The following is a 22,812-nucleotide window of genomic DNA, read 5'->3' on the forward strand; positions in this document are numbered from 1 at the left end:
CGTTAGAACGAGCCGACTCGGGCATCAGGTCAGGGTGCGGACGAACGTCACCGGCATCGAGGTCGGGTAGCGGTAGGAGAGCGAGTCGGTGTTGCGCTCGACCTGGTCGGCGGGCACCGCGAGGGAGACCTCGGGGAGGCGCTCCAGCACGGTGCGTACGGCCGCCTGCACGATGATGGTGCCCGGCCGCTGGGCGGGGCAGGAGTGGGGGCCGGCGCTCCACGACATGTGGGCGCGGTTGCCGATCTCCAGCCACGGGTCGCCGCCGGTCATCATCGGGTCGACGTTGGCCGCCGCGATGCACGGCACCACCGCGTCGCCCTTGCGGATCAGCTGACCGCCGAGCTCGACGTCGCGCAGCGCGAACCGCGGGGTGATGTTGTAGCACGGCGGGTCGCGCCACATGACCTCCTCGATCGCCTGGTCGACGTCGAGGCGGCCGCCGCGCAGCCGGCCGGCGAAACGCTCGTCGGAGAGCATCAGCAGCAGGGTCTGGGTGATGGTCGCGATGGTCAGCTCGTTGCCGGCGATGATCATCACGATCATCGCCTCCATGACCTCGTTGTCGTCCCACAGGCCGGGGTCGTCGATCAGGTGCGAGGTGAGGTCGTCCTGGGGGTCCCGGCGGCGCTTGGCGATGTGGTCGACGATCTCGACGGCGAGCTCGATGACCCCCTCCTGGGCGAGCTGGCCGCCGCCGAGAACCTTGTGGGCCGCCTTGCGCATCGAGTCGCCCACCTCATGACCCATGCCGAACATCGCGGCGACCGAGAGCAACGGGATCAGCACGGCGTAGTCCTGGACCAGGTCGGCCTCGCCGCGTTCGAGCATGTCGTCGACGAGGTCGTTGCAGATGCTGCGTACCTTCGCGGCGTAGCCGTGCTCGTCGACCCGCGAGAGGGCCCGGTCGACCGGCGAGCGCAGCCGTCGCCGGAGCTCGCCGTCGTTGTGGAAGGAGTTCTGCCGGGTGGTCACGAAGGGGTAGATCGGCATGTCCGGCAGGATCTTGCCCTCCTGCACCGCGCTCCAGTTGTCGCCGTTGCGGGAGAAGACCTCTTCGTTGCGGATGACCTCGCTGAACTCGGCATATCCCATCGCGAACCAGACGCGTACGCCGGGGGAGAGCTCGCCGGGGGCGACTGGACCCCACTCGGCCCGGAGCCGCTGGTGCACCTGCCTCGCCCGAGGGCCGACGGTGTCGGGTGCCTGGATCAGGTCGGTGAGGTCGGCGAGACGTACGGTGCGGGTGGGAGTCATCGCGGGTGCCTGTTCGGGTCGTGTGATCGGGGCGAGTGATCGGGTCAGTGCGTCTTCAGCGCGTGGCGCACGAGCGCGGCGAGCGCACGGGCGCAGGCGTTGCGGTTCTTGGCGTTGCACACGACGATCGGGGTCTCGTCATCGAGGTCGAGCGCCGTGCGGATCTGGTCGGGCTCGTAGTTCGGCGCGCCGGGGAACTGGTTGATCGCGACCACGAACGGCAGGGACGTACGCGTCTCGAGCTGGTCCAGCACCTCGAAGGAGTCCTCGAGGCGGCGGGTGTCGACCAGGACCAGGGCACCGGCGGCGCCCTCGGCGAGGCCTGACCACAGGTCCCAGAAGCGGCGCTGCCCGGGGGTGCCGAACAGGTAGAGCGCGATCTCGTCGGTCAGGGTGATCCGGCCGAAGTCCATCGCGACCGTGGTCGTCGTCTTCTCCGGGGTCGCCGCGATCTCGTCGATCCCCTCGCTGGCCTGGGTGATCGACTCCTCGGTCCGCAGCGGCTCGATCTCGCTGACCGAGCCGATCAGCGTGGTCTTGCCGACCCCGAAGGAGCCGACCACCAAGATCTTGACCGACTCGACCACCGTCGGCGCTAGGTAGCGGTTGTCGTCAGAGGTGGTTGAGAGCATGCAGGACTTTCTGGAGGGTTTCGCGGGAGGGGCCGGTGGCGGTGTCGCTGTCGGGGCGTACGCCGATCAGGCCGGCGTCGATCATGTCCGAGGCGATCACGGCCAACACGCTGACCGGCTGGCCGAGATGGACGGCCATCTCGGCCATGGAGATCACGCCGAGGCACTGGGAGAGGACCTCGCGCTCCTGGCGGCCGACCTCCGCGGGGGCCGCAGCCGGGCTGGTGTGGCCGAGCAGCAGCGTCGCCGGCGTCAGCCGGTGGGTCGGGCGGGCACGACCGCCCGTCCGGACGTAGGACCGGATCGGGTGGTCGACGTAGTCGTCAGCGGCGTCGGGCATCGGCTCGGATCTGCTCAGACCGAACGTCTCGGGGTGCTCATCGCGCGCTCCCCGATCATCAGCACGGTCGCCTGCATCTGCTGGGCGACCAGCGCCGGGTCGATGCTCATCTCGGTGACCACCGCGAGGCGGGAGCCGTCGCCGGCGCCACGGATGAACAGGAAGCCGCCGTTGAACTCCACCATCACCTGACGGGGGTGGGCATCGGCGCCGAACTGGCGGCTGATCCCGTGGCCGAGCGAGGTCAGTCCGGCGCACGCCGCGGCCAGCTTGTCGGCCTCTTCGCGCGGGGTGTGGCTCGTGCGGACCCGGACGAGCCCGTCGGCGGAGAGGACCACGACATGACGTACGCCGCGTACTCCCGCGACCAGCTCCAGCATCCAGCTGTTCTCATCGGTCATGGTTCCTCCAGTGGTTCTCGGGTGCGGAATCGGTCTCCGCGGCGGTGCTGCCGTCCATGCGGTCGACGGCCTGGTGCGGGATGGTCGTGCCCGTCGCGGGCGTGACCGGGGTGCTGAGGAAGCTGCTCATCCAGGCGCCGGCCTGCTCAGCGGTCGGCTCCGGGCGCGCCTGGACGGGGTGGCTCACGGCCTGTTGCTGTCCGGTCGCAAAGCGCTGGCCGCGCTTCGAGCGGCGTTGCGGCAGGCCGTCGGAGGTGAACAGCGAGGACTCGCGCTGCTGGTGGTCGGGGACGGGATCGGGTGCCTCCGCGGTGGTGTAGACCGGCCAGGCCGGCGTCGTCGAGGCCGGTGGTGCCTTCGGCGCTCGTGTCAGGAGCGAGGAGGGGACCGGGGTCGAGACCGGCGTACGCGGCGCCACCTGCTCCGGAACGGCCGGGGTCAGCGAGGCCGTCATCGACTCGGGGACGAGGACGGCCACCCGCAGGCCACCGTGGACGGACTCGGTCAGATCGACGCGGAACCCATGTCGGCGTACGTAGGTGCCGACCACCGCCAGGCCGGTCTGCGGGATCTCACCGAGGTCGTGCAGGCGAACCTGCCGGGTGCCGGAGGCGATCTCGCGCATCCAGGCCAGGTTGGTCTCGTCCATGCCGACGCCTGCGTCGTCGATCTCGAGGGCAGCGCCGCGGCGTACGGAACGGATCGTGACCAGCACCTCCGTCGCGGGCGGCGAGGACTGGGTCGCGTTGGCGAGGAGTTCGGCGACGAGGTGGATCAGCGGCTCGACGTAGGCACCCTGGATCGCCACCGGCGGGTCGCCCTCCACCCGGACCCGGCGGTAGGCGGTGATCCGGCCGGCCGCGCCGCGTACGACGTCGGCGATCGCGAGCGGGTCGCGCCAGTGCTGCCCGGGCTGCTCCCCGCACAGCGTGGCGATGCTCTGCGCCAGCCGCGCCTGCTGCGCCGCCGCATGGTCGACCCGCATCCCCGCCTCGAGCACATCCGGCTCGGCCGGGAACTTCGCCACCATCCGCGTCGACTCCTCCTGGATCCGGTGCGCCGACGCCTGCACCTTGCGAGACAGCGACAGCACCGCCACCCGCATCCCGGCATCTCCGCCCCGCCCAGCCGTTCCTGCCGAGACGTCAGGTATGTCGGCCGAGACGGCAGGTACGTCGGCCGAAACGTCAGGTACGTCGGCCGAAAGGTCGTTTGCGTCGTCCGAGGTGTCATCGAGTGCCGTCTCGGCCGACGTAAGCGACGCCTCGGCCGACGGGGCTGACGCCTCGGCGGGGGCTGGGGTGCGGTCGTACGCCATCGCGGTGAGCCACAGGGTGAGGGCGACGACGGGTACGCCGGCGAGGATCCAGGGCCAGAACCACTGATCACCGGAGGTGGTGACGAAGATGACGGGGGAGAGCGCGACGAAGAGGACGATCGCGGTACTGCAGAACCATGGACCGGCTCGGTGGAGTCGGGCCAGGAGTGGTCGGGTCATGTCAGGGCACCTGGTGTGGGGGTGAACAGTCAGGGCATGAACCCGCGGGTTCAGGGCGGTCTGGACGAATCCTGATCCAGTCCCCGGAGACCGGCGCACACACGCGCTCCACTTCATATCACCAACAGAGCGCTTGGTCACCTACCGCGGGTGATTTTGACCATATTTCGACGATGCATCCTCGACGCGGCCGGATCCGCCCGGGCGACTAAGGTGACGGGGTGTCACAAATGGGTCCAGGCTTCGGTGCGAGCGGCGGGGCGATGGGCGGCGGCGGAATCATGCGCAACCTGCGTGCCGACCGGACGGTTCTCCAGCGCGGGCTGCCGAAGGGCACGCTGAAGCGCGTCGTCTCCTACGCCAGGCCGCACCGGGCCCTGATCAGCGCGTTCCTGGTGTTCACGGTCTTCGACGCCGCGCTCGTCGTGGTGACCCCGCTGCTGACCCAGCGCCTCATCGACGACGGTGTGCTCGAGCAGAACGTCTCGCTGGTGGTGTGGCTGGCCCTTGCGATGGCGTTGGTGGCCGTGGTCGACATGGGATTCGGGATCGTTTCGGGCTGGCTCTCGACCCGCATCGGTGAGGGACTCATCTTCGACCTGCGCACCCAGGTCTTCGGCCACGTCCAACGCCAGTCGCTGGCCTTCTTCACCCGGGCCCAGACCGGCGCGCTGGTGAGCCGCCTGAACACCGACGTGCTGGGCGCACAGCGGGCCTTCACCTCGACCCTGTCCAACAGCGTCTCCAACCTGATCTCCCTCGTCGTGGTCGGCGCGGCGATGCTGGTGCTGTCGTGGCAGGTGACGCTGATGTGCGTTGCGCTGTTCCCGATCCTGTTCCTGACCTCGCGCTGGGTCGGCCGTCGCCTGGCCGGCCTGACCCGCGAGCAGATGGACGGCAACGCGGCGCTGGCGACGACGATGACCGAGCGGTTCAACGTGGGCGGCGCCCTGTTGCTCAAGCTCTTCGGCCGCCGCGAGGAGGAGGACGCCGCGTTCGCCCAGCGCGCCGATGTCGTACGCCGCCTGGGCATTCGGATCGCGCTGCTGACCCGCCTGTTCGGGGCGACCATGCAGGTGGTGCCGGCGCTGGCGACCGCGCTGGTCTACGGAGTCGGCGGCTGGATGGTGATCCAGGGCGACGTCACGCTCGGCACCCTGACCGCGCTCGGTCTGTTGCTGGTGAGGCTGCTGGGGCCGTTGCAGGCGCTCTCCAACGTACGCATCGACGTGATGACCGCGCTGGTCAGCTTCGACCGCGTCTTCGAGGTCCTCGACCTGCCTTCGCTGATCAAGGAGAAGCCCGACGCGGTCGAGGTGCCGGCCGACGCCGCGTCGGTGCGGTTCCGCCACGTGGCCTTCACCTACCCGCACGCCGAGGAGGTCTCGCTCGCCTCCCTGGAGACGATCGCGCGGCCGGAGAGCCGGGAGGTGCGCGAGGTGCTCTCCGACATCGACTTCGCGGCCGAACCGGGGGAGATGGTCGCCCTGGTCGGTCCCTCCGGTGCCGGGAAGTCGACGATCACCCACCTGATCGCGCGGCTCTACGACGTACGCTCCGGGGCGGTCGAGGTCGGCGGCCTCGACGTGCGCGAGGTGACCCTGGAGTCGCTGGAGGCCGCGGTCGGCTACGTCACCCAGGACGCCCACATGTTCCACGACACCGTGCGCGGCAACCTGCTCTACGCCCGCCCCGGTGCCTCCGACGACGAGATCTGGGCCGCCCTCGAGGCCGCCCAGGTCGCCGGGGTCATCAAGGGGCTCCCGGACGGTCTGGACACCGTCGTCGGTGACCGCGGCTACCGCCTCTCCGGCGGCGAGCGCCAGCGGCTCGCGATCGCCCGGCTGCTGCTCAAGGCACCCCACATCGTGGTGCTCGACGAGGCCACCGCCCACCTCGACTCCGAGTCCGAGGCCGCGGTCCAGACCGCTCTGGACGCCGCGCTGGAGGGACGTACGTCCATCGTCATCGCCCACCGGCTCTCCACCATCCGCGCCGCCGACCGCATCCTGGTCGTCGAGGACGGACGGGTCGTGGAGTCGGGCTCCCACGAGTCGCTGCTCGCCGCGGGCGGGCTCTACGCGGAGCTCTACGAGACGCAGTTCCGGCGCTGAATCGCCGAGTCGTCAGGTCCGGCCCCGGTTCAGCCGTCGAGCTTGGCCTGCAGTTCGTCAGCGGTGATCGCGTTTCCCTCCCTCCGGAGGGCGTCAACGAGCTGGTAGCCGGCGTTGCGCCAGAATCCGCTGCCTTCCTCGGCGTCGTCGAAGACTGGCTGGAGCTCAGTGCTCGGCACCGGGTCGCCGAGCTGCGCGCGATAGACGACGGCGTCGACCGCGTAAGCATCCTGACCGCTCTCGCGGTAGAGACGCTCAGCCTCGTGGAGAAGCCCGATGGCGACTTCGGTGCGTCCGGCGTGGTGAGCCGCGCGGGCGCCGTCCCAAGCCAGACCACCCAGCTGGAAGGTGACATAGGCGGGGTGAGCGCCGTCGTCGGCGAGGCGCGGCAGGAGCGCCTTGGCACGCTCGCGCAGCGCGCTGGAACGCTCCTCGTCGCCGGTCCATGAGGCACTGGTGGCAGCCCGCCGAAGGGTCAGGAGCTGTTGATTGCTGTCACCGGTCTGGTCGAAGAGTCGCGAGGCCAGCTCAAAGGCATCGGCCGCCTCGGAGTCGCGGTCGAGCCGGTCGAGCAGCTTTCCACGCCAATCGTGGAGCACCGCGCGGTCGGAGTTGGCGGTCTCGTCGGCCTGCTCGGGGTCGTTCGAGGCCAACAGCACCAGTCGGGTGGCGATGTGCTCGAGGGCGGTTTCAGGTTGGCCGAGCCGGTCGTAGGCGACCGCGAGGAGATGGTGGACGGTATGCCGCTCGGGGCCCTCGTCGGGGACGAGCCGGTCAGCCTCCTCACCCACGTGGGCGGCTTCCTCGTTGCGTCCGGCATCGAGCAGCGCCTGCAGGAGGTCGAGTGTCAGGTAGCCGTTGCGCATCCCGAGAGCGCCGCCCTGAGCAGCCGCCTCGGTCAGGTCGTCGGCTGCCCCTTCCTCAGCCTCTGGCTGGTGGTAGAGCCGGAACCGGCCTCGGTTCCACAGCGCTTGGATCTCGGCTGTGCCACCGGCCGATTGTCCAGCGGCGAGGGCCTGGTCATAGAGCGCGGCGACCCGGTTGATCCCGTCCTGGTGAGCATCGGGGTCGTGACTGTCCTCCGCCGCGTTGAGAACGACGGCCAGGGCCGCATCGGCGCGGATCTGCATGGTCCAGGCCACGTCGTCAGGGTGCCCACCTGCTTGAGCGTTCGTCCCGAGGACCTGCTCGACCTCGCCGGCCCGGTCGCACTGCATCAGGAGTACGCCGAGGCGGCCCGCCCACGCGAGGCGACGTTCGGAGGTGTCCTCGGTCATGAGCCGACGCAGCGGCTCCTCGCCGATCAGGGTCCCCTCGTCGGCCTGGTCGAGGTGGCCGAGGGCCGACCCGATCCGGCCACGGCACCGCAGCGCACGCAGATCATCGACGCCGTCGAGCAGCTCGAGCGCCTGTCGCCACAGCTCGACCGGCCCCTCCAGGCCATCTCGCTGAGTAAGCAGGCCGCGCGCCTCCAGCAGTCGGCCGGCCTGGTGCACGGTGCGGTCACCCTCGGCCACGTCGGCCTCGAACCGTTCGACCGCGAGCTCGGCGCCTTCTCGGTCCTTGACCATCCAGCGTGCGTCGAAATGGTCGAGCAGGCCGTCAGGAGTGAGGTCGTCGGCGGGAGCCTCGCTGAGGATCGGCTCGACGGGAGTAGTAATGGCCTTGCGCCGGATCTCGGCGGCCCGCCGGGCGGTCGCCGACAGCGGCAGTTCCTCGAGCCACGCCTCGGCACCGAGCGAGTCGTCGATCAGTTCGGAGACGTGGCTGTTGCCGTTTCGCGCGTCGAATCGGGCCGCCAGAGCGCGCGCCCGCTCTGACAGTTCGGCGGCCAGCTCGGCAGCTGGTCGGATGACGCCGTGGTCGCGGACCGCGGTGCCCTCCGGAAGCCGGCCAAGCGCATGGCTGGCGTGGGCAGCGAAGTGCATTTCCGCCGAGGGTGTGTCTGCGGCGTCCAGCCAGCCGACGTGTCGCTCGATGATCGCCAGTGCGTGACCAGCATTGCCGGTGCGGGCGAGGAACTCGATGTGGCGGCCGATCGAACCGAGCGAGCCGCGGTCGTTGCGCAGCGCCTGGTAGGCGCGGCGATGGGCCGAGGCGGCCTCGTCGAGACGGCCGGTGGCGACGTAGGCCGGCAGCAGATCAGTCATCAGACCCTGGGGCTGCTCAGAGCAGGACGCTTGACCCCTGAGCACCGGGTCGCCGATCCGGATCGCGTCCTCGTGGCGACCCACCCATGTCAGATAGTCGACCTCGGCCGAGGGTACGCAGGCCGCACAGTCGGACAGGTCGTCGCGTTGCGTCAGGCCCCACAGCCGGTGCTCCTCCGCGGCCTCCTCCCGCTCGCCGAGGTGTTGCAGGATCGCGAGCCGCAGCTGATGGACGGCGAACATGCTGTGGCCGCCGGCGCGGAATCGGCGCTCCATGTCCGCGAGCACCGCCATAGCCTGGTCCATCGGCACTTCCGGGAACAACGTGAGAGCCGCTGGTTGCCACTTCATCGCCCACAGGAACGAGTGGTTCTGGTCGGCGTAACGCGCTGGGTCACCGTCGAAGGCCGAGGTGCACCAAGCGAACGGGACGAATGACTTCAGAGTCTCGCCGCTGCGACGATATGCGTACGTCAGCTGGATCCGCGCCTCGAACGGCAGCGTCGACTCCGATGCCTCGGAGTCGGCCCGCTGGACGACCGCCTCTAGTGCCGCAGTGCGCGCGGCTCCGTACGGAAGGTTCTGGGCTTGGTGGAAGAGGTCGTGGAGATCGGTCACGGAGTGTCCTTGGTGGCGGAGGGGACGGCCTGCTCGAGCAGGCCGAGGAACGACCGGTTGACGAGGGCGGAGTCGGCCGGGCGGATCGGGTGGTGGCCGAGCATGAGCGCGTGTCCATAGAGCCCTTCGACAGCCAGCCCCACGACACCGTCGTCGGCGAGAGAGGAGAGGCGGCGCACGAGAGGGCTCCGATGATTGAGAACCAGCTGTGGCTTGGATTCATCGTGGGTGTCGAGCGCACCGAGAACCCCCGCCCACAGCCCGTCGACCTTTTCCCGCGTGGCGCGCAGTTCGGCTGCGAAGGCCGCGGAGCGGTCCACGAGGTAGAGAACCGGCAACGTGGGCGGGTCGAAGGCGCGCACAGCCACCTCGCAGCCTACCGGCGCGAGCGCCTTCTCCGCGGCGGCGACGAACGGCCGAAGATCCAGCTCGGTCGCTGGATCGAGCGCCTCGAAGGCGGTGGCCAGCTCGGTCGGGTCGAACCGGGCGACGATCACGTCGGGATGCACAGACGCAAGTCGTTCGAGAAGGTCGGCGTCATAGGTGTAGCCCGCATCGACGAGGAGCATCCCCTGTGCGGCCGCCACACCCGCGATCTGGCGGAACTCGTCGACCGAGGCTACGTAGCGGATCTCCGCGGCGCGCTCGCGGACCTCATGAAGGGTCATCCTGCCCTGGTTGGTCTCGAAGGGAATGAACCGCTCGACCAGTTCCATCATCGCGTCGTCGTGCAGGGCCAGCGCCTTCACGCCGAGCTGATGGATGCGGAGGAAATCGCTGAGTCGCCGGGGATCGGTGGCACCCAGCCGTACGAGCCAACCTCGTAGCTGCTCGGCCAGCGCCTCCTTGGTCTCCTCCAGATGGGGGCTGTCGTAGAGAGCCTCGCGGCTCGCAGTCGGGCGTAGCTCGGAGGTATCGATCAGACAGCGCACGAAGAACGCCCAGTCGGGCAGCAGTCCTTCCAGGCTCTCGGAGAGCAGCATCCTCTTCAGGTAGACCCGGTGGGTGGCGCGCTCAGCGGGGTTGGCGGGAAATGGGAGCACGAACGCGACCCCGTCGAGGCCGGCAGCGGGCACCTTCAGGTCGATCACGTCGAACGGTGTGAACCCCAGCTCGTCCTGGGCATAGCCGACCAGACGGGCCTTGCGCTCGCCGCTCGTCCCGGCAGGATCCCATGGGGCCACGCCGTCACTGATCGGCTCGTCATCGACGGTGATCGTCACAGGCAGCATGGAGCCGAAGAAGAGTGCCAAGTCGCGTACGGACTGGGGGTCGACCCACTGCTCGGCGCCCTGCCTCGCGGTCAGCGAGACGGTTGTCCCGACCTCGTCGCGCTCAGGTGCCTCGGTCACGGTGTAACGGCCGTCGGCCGTCCCGACCCACAGGGTCGTGGACCCGTTCGCTGCCCTCGTCGTCACCGCGATCTCGTCGGCGACCATGAAAGCGGAGAGCATGCCGATCCCGAACTGGCCCAAGAACTCTTCCCGAGCGAAACCGATCTCGTCGCGCTTGGAGCTGCGACCGATGGTGGCGAGCAGCTCAGAGACCTGATCGACGGTGAGTCCGATGCCACTGTCGCGCACCTCCAGCCCGCCGGCGAACGTCCGGATGCTGATCTCCGCTGGTGCGTCCGGGTCTTCCAGCTGACGAGCCGTGATCGCGTCTTCGGCGTTCTGGAGAAGCTCGCGGAGGTAGACGCGCGGGCTCGAGTAGAGGTGGTGGGAAAGTAGATCGACGAGTCCGTGGAGATCGACCTGGAAGTTCCGTGCTTCTGACACAGCGTGCAGAGTAACCGAGGCCACCGACATGCTGGAGGGGGTTTATCGGCGGGCTTCCCGCTCCTTCTCGTACGCCGCCTGGTAGGCCGCCTTCACGGCCTGCTTCTGGGCGAGCTTGGCCGCTTTCTTGCGGGCACGCTCGTCGTTGTGGCCGTCGTCGGCGGCGGTGTCATCGTCTTGTGCAGGGGCGTCCTGGCGCTGAGTGCGCCGCTCGTCGTACATCAGGTAGAAGAACCCGGCGATCGCGAGGATGCCGAAGAACCACCACTGCAGTCCGTAGAAGAAGTGGGGGCCGTTGTCGAGCTCGGGCAGGTCGGCCGGGCGCAGTTGCGTGGCGGGCTCGGGGGACTCGGTGTCGAGGTGGAGCCAGCCGGTCAGGAGCGGTTCGTCGACCACCTTCGCGACCTGGGTCGAGGAGAGCGCGCGGGTGGCGTGGTAGCCGTCGACTTGGGCGACGTCGGTGGAGTCGCCGGTGCCGTCGGCGCGCACCCAGCCGGTGATCGTGACCTCACCCGAGGGCGGTGCCGGGAGGTCCTCGAACTCGTCCTGCGACTCGGTCTGGAGCCAGCCGCGGTCGACGAGCACCGCGCTGCCGTCGGCGAGCACCAACGGGACGACGATGTCGACACCCTTCGCGTCGTCGGGGGTGCGGTAGCGCCAGACGATCGTGTCGTCGACCGCGTACGTCCCGGTCGCGGTCACCCGCCGCCACTCGTCCTCCTCGGAGACCTCGCGGCCTGGGGCCAGCACGTCGGAGACGGGCGACGCCTCGGCGTGCTCGTTGGTGCGGACGATCTGGTTGCTGGTCTTGCGGTCCTCGAGACGGTCGAACTGCCACTGGCCCAGCCACCAGGTCCCGTAGGCCAGGATCAGCACGAACACCGTGAAACCGGCCCAGCGTCGGCTGAGCAGGAAACGGAACGAACTCACCCGACGAGACTAACTGGCATGCGGTCCTCACTCACGATCCGGGTCCAGCCTGCCTAGACTGGTGTGATGACGACCTCCCCGACAGATCAGACCGAGCAGAGGCTCGTCGACCGGTTCGGCCGGGTCGCGACAGATCTGCGGGTCTCTCTGACCGACCGCTGCAACCTGCGGTGCACCTACTGCATGCCGGCCGAAGGGCTCGACTGGCTGCCTGGTGACGAGGTGCTCACCGAGGACGAGGTGGTCCGGCTGATCGGAGTGGCCACCGGTCACCTCGGGGTCCGCGAGGTGCGGTTCACCGGTGGGGAGCCGCTGGTGCGCCGCGGGCTCGTCTCGATCGTCGCGCGCACCCGGGAGATCGCTCCCGAGGCGGAGCTCTCGATCACCACGAACGCGCTGGGGCTGGCCAAGATGGCCGGGTCGCTCGCCGAAGCCGGGCTCGACCGGGTCAACGTGTCGCTGGACTCGATCCGGCCCGAGACCTTCGCGCAGATCACCCGCCGCGACCGGCTGGCCGACGTGGTCGCCGGGCTGGAGGCCGCGGCCGCCGCCGGTCTGGGCCCGATCAAGATCAACGCCGTCCTGCTGCGGGGAGTCAACGACGACCACGCCGCCGAGCTGCTCGGCTGGTCGGTCGAGCGCGGCTACGAGCTGCGGTTCATCGAGCAGATGCCTCTCGACGCCCAGCACGGCTGGTCGCGCGAGAAGATGGTGACCGCCGACGAGACCCTGGCGGCGCTGTCGGCGGCCTTCGAGCTGACGCCCGCGGAGGAGCCCCGCGGCAGCGCCCCTGCAGAGCTCTTCTACGTCGACGGTGGCCCGGCCAAGGTCGGCATCATCGCCTCCGTCACCCGCCCTTTCTGCGGCGACTGCGACCGGGTGCGCCTCACCGCCGACGGGCAGGTGCGCGACTGCCTGTTCGCGCGTTCGGAGTCGGACCTGCGTACGCCACTTCGTGCCGGCGCCTCCGACGCCGATCTCGCCGCCCGCTGGGTCACCGCCATGGCCGGCAAGCGCGCCGGTCACGGCATCGACGACCTCGGCTTCCTCCAGCCCGACCGTCCGATGTCCGCCATCGGCGGCTGACCACCAGCCGAGGCGTCACCCGCGTCGGCCGAGTTGGCGCCGTGTTGACGCCTCGGCCGACGGGAGTGACGCCTCGTCAGGTGCCTACGCGGTCCAGGGCGTCCAGGACGAGGTCCCAATAGGCCTGTACGTCGAGGGTGATCGCGACTTGGGCGTTGGGCGGTGCGTCGAGGCGGCCGTGCAGGTCGACGACGGTGGCGCCGCGGGTCCAGCGGCCCTCGGTCTCGGCGGCCACGAACGACTTGTGCCAGGTGATCAGGCCGGGGTCGATGAGAGCCGCGATGGTGCATGGGTCGTGGACCGGGGGAGCGGCGAAGTCGAAGACGTCGGAGTAGGTGCCGCCGAAGAAGCCCATCAGGTCGGCGCACGCCCGGCCGACCGGATGATCCATGGCCCGCATCCGCGCGACGACGTCGGGGGTGGCCAGCGCCTGGTGGGACAGGTTGAGCCCGACCATCCGGATCGGGAGGCCGCTGGTGAGGACGAGGTCGAGCGCCTCAGGATCGGCGTAGGCGTTGAACTCGGCGGCCGGCGTGGTGTTGCCGCGCTCGGTCGAGCCGCCCATGAAGACGATCTCGGCGATCTTCGGGCCGACCTCGGGATGGTCACGCAGCAGCACCGCGATGTTGGTGATCGGTCCGGTGGCGACGACGGTGACGGGGTCCGGGGCGGCCAGGAGGGACGTACGCAGGAACTCGACCGCTCCGGCGGCGACCGGGGGAGCGAGCGGTTCGGGGAGGTCGGGACCGTCGATCCCGGTCGCGCCGTGGATGAAGTCGCCGATGTGGGTCTCGCCGGCCAGCGGCCCGGCGGCTCCGGTGGCGACCGGGACATCGGGCCGCTGCGCCAGCGCCAGGATCCGCTGGGCGTTGTAGGTCGCCTTCTCCACCCGGCAGTTGCCGAACGTGGTGGTGATGCCGAGCAGGTCGATGTGCGGGCTGCCCAGGGCCAGCAGGATGGCGATGGCGTCGTCGTGGCCGGGGTCGCAGTCGAGGAGCACAGGGATCGGGTTCAACGCACGACCTCTCCGGGGGAACAACTAGTGAGGGACGACGTCCTTGAGGAATCCGCGCGCTCCCAGGAAGTCACTGAGCGACTCCTTGTGGGTCTCGCACGCGAGCCAGATCTTACGCCGATCGGCCGTGTGGATCTTGGGGTTGTTCCACTGCAGCTCCCACGAACCGGGGTCCTGGCAGCCCTTGGCCGAGCACAGGTCGGAGTCGAGCGCGCCCATCAGCGCTCGTCCTTCTCGTGGAGCTGCTGCTCACGTCCGCTCTCGAGCTGGCGGGGGCCGTAGGGAGAGTCCATCAGGTTCATCTCGTCGCTCTTGGTGTTGGTCGCGTTGGCCATGACGACCGCGACGTAGGGCAGGATCAGGGCCGCCGCGATCAGGATCGGCCACAGCCAGCCGATGCCGGCCAGACCGGCGATCACGGCACCGATGAAGCACAGCGAGCGGATCGACATCGAGATGGCGTAGCGCTTCTGGCGCATGGCGATGTCCTCGGCGCGGCTACGGCCTGCGGTGGTGATCCTGATCGGTTGTGCCTTGGACATACCGCCAGTCTAGGTCGTGGCCGATGGCCTCCGGTCAATGGTGCGGACCCGACAGGGGCGCTCCGATGGACTTTGGATGGTTCTCACAAGCAAATCCAAGACATTGGTCGTACGCCGAAGTAATCGCTACCGTCGCGCCTGTGACTGACAGTGAAAACCCCACAAGCAAGCTGCCCCGTTCGGTGCTTGTCACCGGCGGCAGCCGCGGCATCGGCCGGGCGATCGCCGAGGCCTTCGTGGCCAACGGCGACAACGTGGCCGTGACCTCCCGCAAGGGCGGGGCTCCGGAAGGGGCCCTGGACCTGGTGTGTGACATCACCGACCCGGCCGCCGTCGAGGAGGCGTACGCCGCCGCCGAGGCCGCCCACGGACCCGTCGAGGTCCTCGTCGCCAATGCCGGGATCACGAAGGACACCCTCGTGCTCCGGATGTCGGAGGACGACTTCACCTCGGTGATCGACACCAACCTGACCGCGTCGTTCCGGCTCGCCAAGCGCGCCTCGAAGGGCATGCTGCGGCTGCGCCGCGGACGGATCATCTTCATCTCCTCGGTCGTCGGGCTGCTGGGCAACCCGGGCCAGGTCAACTACGCGGCGTCGAAGGCCGGGCTGGTCGGCATGGCCCGCTCGCTCGCGCGTGAGCTCGGCTCGCGGGGGATCACCGCGAACGTGGTCGCGCCGGGATTCGTGGAGACCGAGATGACCGCGGTCCTGACCGATGAGCAGCAGAAGGCGATCACGGACCGGGTGCCGTTGGGGCGCTACGCGTCACCGGACGAGGTGGCCTCGGCCGTGACGTGGTTGGCTGATGCGGGTTATGTGACCGGGGCCGTGATCCCGGTCGACGGCGGACTTGGAATGGGGCACTGATCATGGGTTTGTTGGACGGCAAGACTGTTCTCGTCGCAGGGGTCACGATGGACTCCTCGATCGGCTTCGCGGTGGCGAAGGTGGCCCAGGAGCAGGGCGCCCGCGTCCTGATCTCCAACTTCGGCCGCGCGCTGTCGATCACCAAGCGGATCGCGAAGCGGCTCCCCGAGGAGCCGCCGGTCCTCGACCTCGACGTGACCAACCAGGAGCACCTCGACGGCCTCGCCGACGCGCTCCGGGCCGAGGGCGTCGAGCGGCTCGACGGGGTCGTGCACTCGATCGCGTACGGCAACCCCGAGACGCTCCTCGGCGGCAGGTTCCTCGACGGCCCGTGGGACGACGTCTCCCAGGCGGTCCAGGTCAGCGCCTACTCGCTGAAGTCGCTCGCGATGGCGACCCGGCCGCTGCTGTCCCCTGGCTCGTCGATCGTGGGGCTGACCTTCGACGCGACGATCGCCTGGCCGGCGTACGACTGGATGGGTGTCGCCAAGGCCGCGCTCGAGTCGACCTCGCGCTACCTCGCCCGCGACCTCGGTCCCGACGGGATCCGCTGCAACCTCGTCTCCGCCGGGCCGCTCAAGACGCTTGCCGCCAAGGCCATCCCGGGCTTCGAGGAGCTCGACGAGGGCTGGGGCACCCGGGCGCCGCTGGGCTGGGACAACACCGACCAGGGCCCGACCGCGAAGGCCGTCTGCGCGCTGATCTCGGACTTCTTCCCGGCGACCACCGGCGAGATCATCCACGTCGACGGGGGCTATCACTCGCTGGGGGCGTGAGGTCATAGGGTTGCCCGCATGCGGACCCTTGTCATCATGCGGCACGCCAAGGCGGAGTCGTCGGCACCCACCGACTACGAGCGCCAGCTGACCGAGCGCGGCCATGCCGACGCGGTCGCGGCGGGGAAGTGGCTGGCCGAGCAGGGCGTGGTCCCGGACTACGCCCTGGTCTCGGCGGCCGACCGCACCACCCAGACCTGGGAGGACGTCGCGCTCGGCGCGTCGTGGGACCTGACGCTGGCCGAGTACGACCAGGGTCTGTACGCCGCCGGTACCTCCACCGCCCTCGACCTCGTCCGCGGCGTCGATGACGGCATCTCGACGGTCATGGTGATCGGTCACAACCCGACCGTGTTCTCGCTCGTGCAGCTCCTGGACGACGGCGAGGGCGACGACGAGGCCGGCAACGAGCTCGCCCTCGGCTTCCCGACCGCCGCCGTCGCCGTACTCACCTACGACGGCGACTGGTCCGAGCTCGACGAGGCCGAGGCTTCCGTCACCGCCCTCCACGTCGGCCGAGCCTGACCGCCGAGAGGTCACCCGCGTCGGGCGAGACGTCAGGCGCGTCGGCCGAGACGTCACGTACGTTGCTCGAGAGGTCACACTGCTGCCACCTCGGCCAGCGGGAGTGACGTCTCGACAGATCGGCTTGGGCGGGTACCCGGACTGAGTCTGAGGTTGTGCGGTCGAGACGTCACTCGCGTCGGTCGAGACGTCACTCGCGTGCCACTCGGCCGACGCGAGTGACGCCTCGGCCGACCTACGTGACGCCTCGGCAGGGTCTCAGATGAGGGGTGGGGCGGGGGTGACGATGCCGGCTTCGGCGTCGGCGGCCTCGATCTCCTCACGGGAGATCCCGAGGAGGTACATGATCGTGTCGAGGTAGGGGACGTTGATGGCGGTGCCGGCGGCGGAGCGGACCGCGGGCTTGGCGTTGTAGGCGATCCCGAGGCCGGCGGCGGCGAGCATGTCGAGGTCGTTGGCGCCGTCGCCGATGGCGACAGTGGCGGCCTCGGGGATGCCGATCTCGGCGGCGAACTCGCGAAGCGCGCGAGCCTTGCCGGCGCGGTCGACGACCTCGCCGACGACCTCACCGGTCAGCACGCCGTCGACGATCTCGAGCTCGTTGGCGCGGGCGTAGTGGATGCCGAGGTCGGCCGCCAACCGGTCGGTGATCTGCGAGAACCCGCCGGAGACGATGGCGAAGCGGTAGCCGAGGCGGCGCAGGGTGCGGACCATCGTCCGCGCTCCCGGGTTGAGCTGCAGGCCGGCGTAGACCTCGTCCAACGCGGTCGCGGGGACACCCTTGAGATACTTCACCCGCCCGCGGAGCGACTCCTCGAAGTCGAGCTCGCCGCGCATGGCCGCCTCGGTGACCGAGGCGACCTCCTTCTCGTAGCCGGCGTGGGCGGCGATCATCTCGATCACCTCGCCGTCGATCAGCGTCGAGTCGACGTCCATGACGATCAGGCGCATGCCGCGACGGACCAGATTGGCGGGCTGCACCGCGATGTCGACGCCCTGGGCGGCGGCCTCGGCCGCCAGCGTCACGCGCAGCTCGTCGGGAGCCGCACCGGAGACGTGCAGGTCGAAGGCGGTGACCGGGTAGCGGGCCAGCCGGATGATCCGGTCGATGTTGCCGCCGGCCGAGGCGATCGTGCGGGTCACCGACGCGAGCGCGGCAGCCTTCAGCGGCAGGCCCAGCACTGTCACCCGGGCGCGGTCGGCGGGCTCCCGCGGGGTGTCGCCGACGCCCTCCTCGATCTCGACGGTCATGTCGAGAGCGTGGGCGGTCTCCTCGATCGCGTGCTTGAGCGCGTCGGTGCTCGCCGCGTCGGCCGGCGCGGTCACCAGGAGCCCGAGCACGAGCCGCGCCCGCAGCACGATCTGCTCCAGGTCGACCACGTCGACCCCCGCCAACGCGAGCGTCGCCAGGGTGGCCGAGGTCAGCCCGGGACGGTCGTTTCCGGCGAGGGTGATCAGCAGAGTGTCGGGACGGCGCTCGAGCGCGTCGAATTCCTCGGTCATCGCTGCAAAGCCTAGTGGAGCCGGCCCCCGCGTCTCAGTTCGGCGGCCACACCTCGGGCGATCCCGCCGCGGTGAGCGCCCTCCGTGCCGCACGGTCGAGGCCGACCAGCGCCTCTCGCCGCCGGAGCATCTCCGAGGCGGACACGGCGCCGCCGTCGTCCTCGAGTGCCACCGCGACGATCTCTCGGGCCTGTACGCCACGAGCAGCGAGCTCCACGCACCGCGGCGGCACGCCGGGAGCCCCGGCCAGGGAGGGCCGGTGACGAAGGTTCATCAAGCGGTCGGCGACCTCGGGCCGCCACCGGGCGACGTCGAGCTCGGCGAGCGCCGTCGAAGACTCGCTCAGCGCGAGCCGCAGCGCACGGTCGGCCTCACCGACGTCGGGCAGCTGACGTCGGGAAGCCGCGTACGCCTGCCACTCGACGACCGCGCCGACGCGGACCGGAACGAGCCCGATGCCGGCGTCGCACACCGCCGCCTCCCCGGCCTCCATCGCGGCCGAGTTGAAGGCCCGCGGCCCACCCAGCCCGACCGGGTCGCCCTCGGCCGGGAACGCGACCCCGACACCGGTCGCCCCCTCCGTACGCAGCCGTCCCATCCCGCTGACCAGGGTGTCCGCGACCCCTTCGGTGCCACCGAGCCCGAGCGCGGCGAGCCCGCTGACGGTATGGGTCGCATCGGGCCCGATCACCGCGTCGAGCACCAGGTCGGTGACCGCCTCACCGCGCAGCCACGCAGTCACCCACCAGGCCAGCCGCAGTGTCTCCGGCGTGGTCTCCAGCGACTCGGATTCGTCAACGCTCACAGGCGCCTACCCTAACCCCGAGCCGGCCAACCCCTGCCGATAGATTTGCCGCCATGGCAGCCGTGCTGGAGTTCACCGACGTCACCGTACGCCGCGGGGGCAACGCCCTTCTCGACTCTGTGAGCTGGGTGGTCGAGGAGGATGAACGCTGGGTCATCCTGGGCCACAACGGCGCCGGTAAGACCACGCTGCTCCAGACGGCCGCGGCCCAGCTCCACCCGACCTCAGGCGTCGTGAAGGTGCTCGGCGAGCAGATCGGCCGCATCGACGTCTTCGAGCTGCGCCCGCGCATCGGCCTCACCTCCGCGGCGCTCGCCGACCGGATCCCGCGCCACGAGCTCGTCCGCGACGTCGTGGTGAGCGCCTCCTACGGCGTGGTCGGGCGCTGGCGTGAGCACTACGACGACCTCGACCACGACCGTGCCCAGGCACTGCTGATCGAGGTCGGCATCAAGCACCTCGGCGAGCGCCGGTTCGGCACCCTGTCCGAGGGCGAGCGCAAGCGCGTCCAGCTGGCCCGCGCGCTGATGGTCGACCCCGAGATGCTGCTCCTGGACGAGCCCGCCGCCGGGCTCGATCTGGGCGGTCGCGAGGACCTGGTCTCGACGCTGTCGACGCTTGCCTACGACCCCGACAGCCCGGCGACCGTGCTCGTCTCCCACCACGTCGAGGAGATCCCGCCCGGCTTCAGCCACGTGCTGATGATGCGCTCCGGCCGGATCACCGCCCAGGGGCTCATCGAGGACACCCTGACCTCGGCCAACCTCTCCAAGACCTTCGGTATGCCGCTCGAGCTCGAGGCCAGCGAGGGCCGCTTCTGGGCCAAGCGTCGCGCCCGTCACACCCGGTAGACCGAACGTTAAGAAGTCGGTACCCGAACGTCCCCACAACGCATGGCCCGTCTGGATAGGGTGACGCCCATGGACTGGCAGGACTGGGACTGGGCGATCTGGACGGCACTCGGAGCGCTGCTCGTCGTCGGAGAGCTCTTCAGCCTCGACCTGATCCTGCTGATGCTCGCCACCGGCGCCTTCGCGGGTGCCTTGACCGGCGCGTTCACCGACAGCTTCGTGATCCAGGCGATCGTCGCTATGGCGGTCTCTGTCTCCATGCTCGCGGTCGTACGCCCGGGGTTGGCCAGGCGGCTCCACAACGGCCCGGAGATCCAGATCGGCGCGCAGAAGCTGATCGGTGTCCGGGCCATCGCGCCCGTCGAGATCAGCGCCCACAAGCCTGGGCAGCTCAAGCTCGAGGGCGAGCTCTGGACCGCTCAGCCCTATGACGAGACGCTCGTGATCGCGGCCGGCACGCCGGTCGAGGTGCTCGAGATCAGAGGAGCGACGGCGTACGTCCATCCTCTTCCGGAGCTCGGGACTCCGTAGCTTCCGGGCAACCTGACGCACAACGAACAGACAAGGACTGATTGGCAATGGGTGGCATCATCCTGGCCCTCCTGGTCATCTTGGCGGTGCTGGTGATCACCACGCTGGCCAAGACGATCAAGATCATCCCGCAGGCGCGGGTCGGCATCGTGGAGCGCTTCGGCAAGTTCCAGTCGAAGCGTGACCCCGGCCTGAACGCGGTGATCCCGTTCGTCGACAAGGTGCGCTACATGATCGACATGCGTGAGCAGGTCGTCGCGTTCGCACCGCAGCCGGTGATCACGGAGGACAACCTGACCGTCTCGATCGACACGGTCATCTACTTCCAGGTCAACGACCCGGTGGCGGCGACGTACGAGATCGCCAACTACATCCAGGCCGTCGAGCAGCTCACCATGACCACCCTGCGCAACATCGTCGGTGGCATGACCCTGGAGGAGACGCTGACCAGCCGCGAGCAGATCAACTCCGGTCTCTCGATCGTCCTGGACGAGGCGACCGGTCGTTGGGGCATCAAGGTCAAGCGCGTCGAGATCAAGTCGATCGACCCGCCCATGTCCATCAAGGACGCGATGGAGAAGCAGATGCGCGCGGACCGCGACAAGCGCGCCGCGATCCTCACCGCCGAGGGTCAGCGCCAGTCCGCGATCCTCTCCGCCGAGGGAAACAAGCAGTCCGCCATCCTCAACGCCGAGGGTCAGCGCGAGTCGCAGATCCTCGCGGCGCAGGCCGACCGGGAGGCCGCGATCCTGCGTGCCCAGGGTGAGGGCCAGGCCATCCAGACCGTCTTCCAGGCGATCCACGACGGCCGCCCCGACCAGTCGCTGCTGGCCTACCAGTACCTGCAGATGATGCCGAAGATCGCCGAGGGCGACGCCAACAAGGTGTGGATCATCCCGAGCGAGATCGGCGCCGCGCTCGAGGGCCTCGGCTCGACGATGAACAGCCTCAAGGGCATCCCGGACGAGGTCGAGGGCCCGGTCAAGCGCGTCGACATGGGCCCGGCCGAGCCGAAGCTCGACCTCGAGCAGTCCGCCGCGGCCAAGGCCGTCGAGCAGGCGCTGGCCGAGGCCAAGGAGGCCGAGGCCCCCAACCGGCCGAAGCCTCCTGCAGAGCCGACCGCCTAAGTGGATCCTCTTCAGTCCGCCCTCATCCTGATCGCCGGGGTGGGGGCGGGCACCATCAATGCTGCCGTCGGTTCCGGGACGCTGATCACGTTCCCGACGCTGCTGGCCTTCGGCGTACCGCCGGTCGTCGCCAACGTGTCCAACACGATCGGCCTGGTGCCGGGCTCGCTGGCCGGCGCCTGGGGCTACCGTCGCGAGCTCGCCGGTCAGCGCGGGCGGATCCTGCGGCTCGGGGTGGCCGCGCTCATCGGTGGCGCGGTCGGCGGGATCCTGCTGCTGGTGCTGCCACCGGGTGCCTTCGAGGCGATCGTCCCGGTGCTGATCGGGCTCGGGGTGGTCCTGGTGATCACCGGTCCGAGCATCTCCCGCTGGGTCGCCAAGCGCCACGGCGACGCACCCGCCGATGGCAGCGAGCGCTGGTGGGTCTGGCCCGCGATCGCGATGCTCGGCGTCTACGGCGGCTACTTCGGTGCCGCTCAGGGAGTGCTCATGATCGCGATCATCGGCATCGGGGTGGCCGAGTCGCTGCAGCGCCTCAACGCGCTCAAGAACATCCTGGTCGCCATCACCAACGGCATCTCCGGGCTCATCTTCGCCCTCGTTGCCGATGTCGACTGGAAGATCGCCGCCCTGATCGCCGTCGGCGCCACGATCGGTGGTCTGCTGGGTGCCAGGATCGGCCGCCGGCTGCCGCCCAACGTGCTCCGCGGTGTGATCGTCGTGGTCGGCATCACCGCGCTGGTCGCGTTCCTCATCGGCTGAGCCTGGGCTGAGTCTGCTGGGATAGAGCCATGGAGCTCTACGAAGCGATGCGGACCACCCATGCCGTACGCGACTTCACCGACGACCCGCTGCCCGACGAGATCCTCGCCAGGATCCTCGACAACGCCCGGTTCGCGCCCTCAGGCGGCAACCGGCAGGGCGCCCACGTCGTGGTCGTACGCAGCCAGGAGACCCGCGAGCGTCTGGTCGAGCTGACGGGGACGGGTGCCCGCAGATACCTCGCGCAGCAGCGGTCGGGGGAGATGCCGTGGAACACGGTGCACCCGACGGCGGTGACCGACGAGCAGATCGCCGCGACCCGGGTGCCGCGCGGGATGACCGAGCCGCTGCGTACGGCTGCGGTGGTGCTCGTCTTCCTCGTCGACCTGGCAGTGGTCGCCTCGATCGACTCGGAGCTGGACCGGGTGGGCGTCGTCTCCGGCGCCTCGGTCTATCCGCTGGTGTGGAACACGCTCCTGGCCGCGCGCAACGAGGGCTTCGGTGGGGTGATCACCACGATGGCGGTCGCCGAGGAGCCGGCGCTCCTCGAGCTGCTCGGCGCTCCCGAGGGACATGCCGTCGCCGCGGTGGTCCCGATGGGCAGGCCGGTCAAGCAGCTCACCAGGCTGCGCAGGCAGCCGGTCGAGGAGTTCGTCACCCTGGAGACGTACGCAGGGACACCGCTGAGAGACGACTGATGGC

At 69.7% G+C, this 22,812-nt stretch carries 23 protein-coding genes; 10 read left to right on the forward strand and 13 right to left on the reverse strand.

Annotated elements, in window-relative coordinates:
- Positions 1-24: 24 nt before the first annotated feature.
- From ACFU7D_RS17455 to ACFU7D_RS17475, 5 genes are read right to left on the reverse strand one after another with little or no spacing between them, the layout of a single operon-like run.
- Complete coding sequence (locus ACFU7D_RS17455) at positions 25-1,257, reverse strand: hypothetical protein (protein ID WP_378869274.1); 1,233 nt, start codon at positions 1,255-1,257, stop codon at positions 25-27.
- A 44-nt stretch (positions 1,258-1,301) separates the two neighbouring features.
- The gene (locus ACFU7D_RS17460) at positions 1,302-1,823 is read right to left on the reverse strand and encodes an ATP/GTP-binding protein (RefSeq protein WP_378729311.1); all 522 of its coding nucleotides are present in this window, start codon (positions 1,821-1,823) and stop codon (positions 1,302-1,304) included.
- Between the two features lie 46 nt (positions 1,824-1,869).
- Positions 1,870-2,229 carry a DUF742 domain-containing protein gene (locus tag ACFU7D_RS17465; RefSeq protein ID WP_378729260.1) on the reverse strand — a complete coding sequence of 120 codons (360 nt, stop codon included), beginning with the start codon at positions 2,227-2,229 and terminating at the stop codon, positions 1,870-1,872.
- A gap of 14 nt (positions 2,230-2,243) precedes the next feature.
- Positions 2,244-2,630, reverse strand: a complete 387-nt coding sequence (locus ACFU7D_RS17470; protein ID WP_091041067.1) for a roadblock/LC7 domain-containing protein — start codon at positions 2,628-2,630, stop codon at positions 2,244-2,246.
- Entirely contained in the window at positions 2,620-4,128 is a 1,509-nt protein-coding gene (locus ACFU7D_RS17475; protein WP_378869278.1) for an ATP-binding protein, read from the reverse strand. Before ACFU7D_RS17475 ends, ACFU7D_RS17470 begins: the two co-directional genes overlap by 11 nt.
- Positions 4,129-4,358: 230 nt before the next feature.
- Between ACFU7D_RS17475 and ACFU7D_RS17480 the strand changes: the two genes are divergently transcribed.
- Positions 4,359-6,242: an ABC transporter ATP-binding protein gene (locus ACFU7D_RS17480; RefSeq protein ID WP_378869281.1), complete on the forward strand. Its 1,884-nt coding sequence runs from the start codon at positions 4,359-4,361 to the stop codon at positions 6,240-6,242.
- Positions 6,243-6,271: 29 nt separating this feature from the next.
- On the opposite strand, the gene ACFU7D_RS17485 is transcribed toward ACFU7D_RS17480, so the two are convergent.
- Genes ACFU7D_RS17485 through ACFU7D_RS17495 form a run of 3 tightly spaced genes read right to left on the reverse strand, consistent with a single transcriptional unit; the run spans position 6,272 to position 11,718 of the window.
- The gene (locus ACFU7D_RS17485; RefSeq protein ID WP_378869284.1) at positions 6,272-9,010 is read right to left on the reverse strand and encodes a hypothetical protein; all 2,739 of its coding nucleotides are present in this window, start codon (positions 9,008-9,010) and stop codon (positions 6,272-6,274) included.
- On the reverse strand, positions 9,007-10,788 hold the full coding sequence (locus tag ACFU7D_RS17490; RefSeq protein ID WP_378869287.1) for an HSP90 family protein: 1,782 nt from the start codon (positions 10,786-10,788) through the stop codon (positions 9,007-9,009). The genes ACFU7D_RS17485 and ACFU7D_RS17490 overlap by 4 nt, the downstream gene beginning before the upstream one ends.
- 42 nt (positions 10,789-10,830) lie before the next feature.
- Entirely contained in the window at positions 10,831-11,718 is an 888-nt protein-coding gene (locus ACFU7D_RS17495; protein WP_378869290.1) for an SURF1 family protein, read from the reverse strand.
- A gap of 66 nt (positions 11,719-11,784) precedes the next feature.
- Here ACFU7D_RS17495 and moaA point away from each other — a divergent pair, with 66 nt between their 5' ends.
- Complete coding sequence (gene moaA, locus ACFU7D_RS17500; RefSeq protein ID WP_378869293.1) at positions 11,785-12,804, forward strand: GTP 3',8-cyclase MoaA; 1,020 nt, start codon at positions 11,785-11,787, stop codon at positions 12,802-12,804.
- Positions 12,805-12,880: 76 nt separating this feature from the next.
- On the opposite strand, the gene ACFU7D_RS17505 is transcribed toward moaA, so the two are convergent.
- The 3 genes from ACFU7D_RS17505 to ACFU7D_RS17515 are packed head-to-tail and all read right to left on the reverse strand — an operon-like array spanning position 12,881 to position 14,361.
- Positions 12,881-13,819, reverse strand: coding sequence for a nucleoside hydrolase (locus ACFU7D_RS17505; RefSeq protein ID WP_378869296.1), 939 nt, complete (start codon positions 13,817-13,819; stop codon positions 12,881-12,883).
- A 24-nt stretch (positions 13,820-13,843) separates the two neighbouring features.
- Positions 13,844-14,038, reverse strand: coding sequence for an acetone carboxylase (locus tag ACFU7D_RS17510; protein ID WP_091041080.1), 195 nt, complete (start codon positions 14,036-14,038; stop codon positions 13,844-13,846).
- Positions 14,038-14,361, reverse strand: a complete 324-nt coding sequence (locus ACFU7D_RS17515; RefSeq protein WP_378729271.1) for a DUF3099 domain-containing protein — start codon at positions 14,359-14,361, stop codon at positions 14,038-14,040. Before ACFU7D_RS17515 ends, ACFU7D_RS17510 begins: the two co-directional genes overlap by 1 nt.
- 170 nt (positions 14,362-14,531) lie before the next feature.
- Here ACFU7D_RS17515 and fabG point away from each other — a divergent pair, with 170 nt between their 5' ends.
- Genes fabG through ACFU7D_RS17530 form a run of 3 tightly spaced genes read left to right on the forward strand, consistent with a single transcriptional unit; the run spans position 14,532 to position 16,531 of the window.
- Complete coding sequence (gene fabG / locus ACFU7D_RS17520; RefSeq protein WP_378729312.1) at positions 14,532-15,230, forward strand: 3-oxoacyl-ACP reductase FabG; 699 nt, start codon at positions 14,532-14,534, stop codon at positions 15,228-15,230.
- Positions 15,231-15,232: 2 nt separating this feature from the next.
- Positions 15,233-16,006: an enoyl-ACP reductase FabI gene (gene fabI, locus ACFU7D_RS17525; RefSeq protein ID WP_378869299.1), complete on the forward strand. Its 774-nt coding sequence runs from the start codon at positions 15,233-15,235 to the stop codon at positions 16,004-16,006.
- 18 nt (positions 16,007-16,024) lie between these two features.
- On the forward strand, positions 16,025-16,531 hold the full coding sequence (locus ACFU7D_RS17530; RefSeq protein WP_378869302.1) for a SixA phosphatase family protein: 507 nt from the start codon (positions 16,025-16,027) through the stop codon (positions 16,529-16,531).
- 258 nt (positions 16,532-16,789) lie between these two features.
- On the opposite strand, the gene serB is transcribed toward ACFU7D_RS17530, so the two are convergent.
- Together serB and ACFU7D_RS17540 are read right to left on the reverse strand one after the other, a co-directional pair.
- Complete coding sequence (serB, locus tag ACFU7D_RS17535) at positions 16,790-18,034, reverse strand: phosphoserine phosphatase SerB (protein ID WP_378869305.1); 1,245 nt, start codon at positions 18,032-18,034, stop codon at positions 16,790-16,792.
- A 34-nt stretch (positions 18,035-18,068) separates the two neighbouring features.
- Positions 18,069-18,839, reverse strand: coding sequence for a hypothetical protein (locus ACFU7D_RS17540; protein WP_378869307.1), 771 nt, complete (start codon positions 18,837-18,839; stop codon positions 18,069-18,071).
- Positions 18,840-18,892: 53 nt separating this feature from the next.
- Here ACFU7D_RS17540 and ACFU7D_RS17545 point away from each other — a divergent pair, with 53 nt between their 5' ends.
- From ACFU7D_RS17545 to ACFU7D_RS17565, 5 genes are all read left to right on the forward strand, one after another.
- Positions 18,893-19,690 carry an ABC transporter ATP-binding protein gene (locus tag ACFU7D_RS17545; protein ID WP_378869310.1) on the forward strand — a complete coding sequence of 266 codons (798 nt, stop codon included), beginning with the start codon at positions 18,893-18,895 and terminating at the stop codon, positions 19,688-19,690.
- A gap of 69 nt (positions 19,691-19,759) precedes the next feature.
- Entirely contained in the window at positions 19,760-20,221 is a 462-nt protein-coding gene (locus ACFU7D_RS17550; protein ID WP_378869313.1) for an NfeD family protein, read from the forward strand.
- 47 nt (positions 20,222-20,268) lie between these two features.
- Entirely contained in the window at positions 20,269-21,348 is a 1,080-nt protein-coding gene (locus tag ACFU7D_RS17555) for an SPFH domain-containing protein (protein WP_378869315.1), read from the forward strand.
- Positions 21,349-22,110 (forward strand): sulfite exporter TauE/SafE family protein, encoded by a 762-nt coding sequence (locus tag ACFU7D_RS17560; RefSeq protein WP_378869317.1) that lies wholly within the window; start codon positions 21,349-21,351, stop codon positions 22,108-22,110.
- A gap of 29 nt (positions 22,111-22,139) precedes the next feature.
- Positions 22,140-22,808, forward strand: coding sequence for a nitroreductase family protein (locus tag ACFU7D_RS17565; protein ID WP_378869320.1), 669 nt, complete (start codon positions 22,140-22,142; stop codon positions 22,806-22,808).
- Positions 22,809-22,812 lie beyond the last annotated feature (4 nt).

It is taken from the genome of Nocardioides sp. NPDC057577, assembly GCF_042801335.1.
Classification (GTDB): Bacteria; Actinomycetota; Actinomycetes; order Propionibacteriales; family Nocardioidaceae; genus Nocardioides.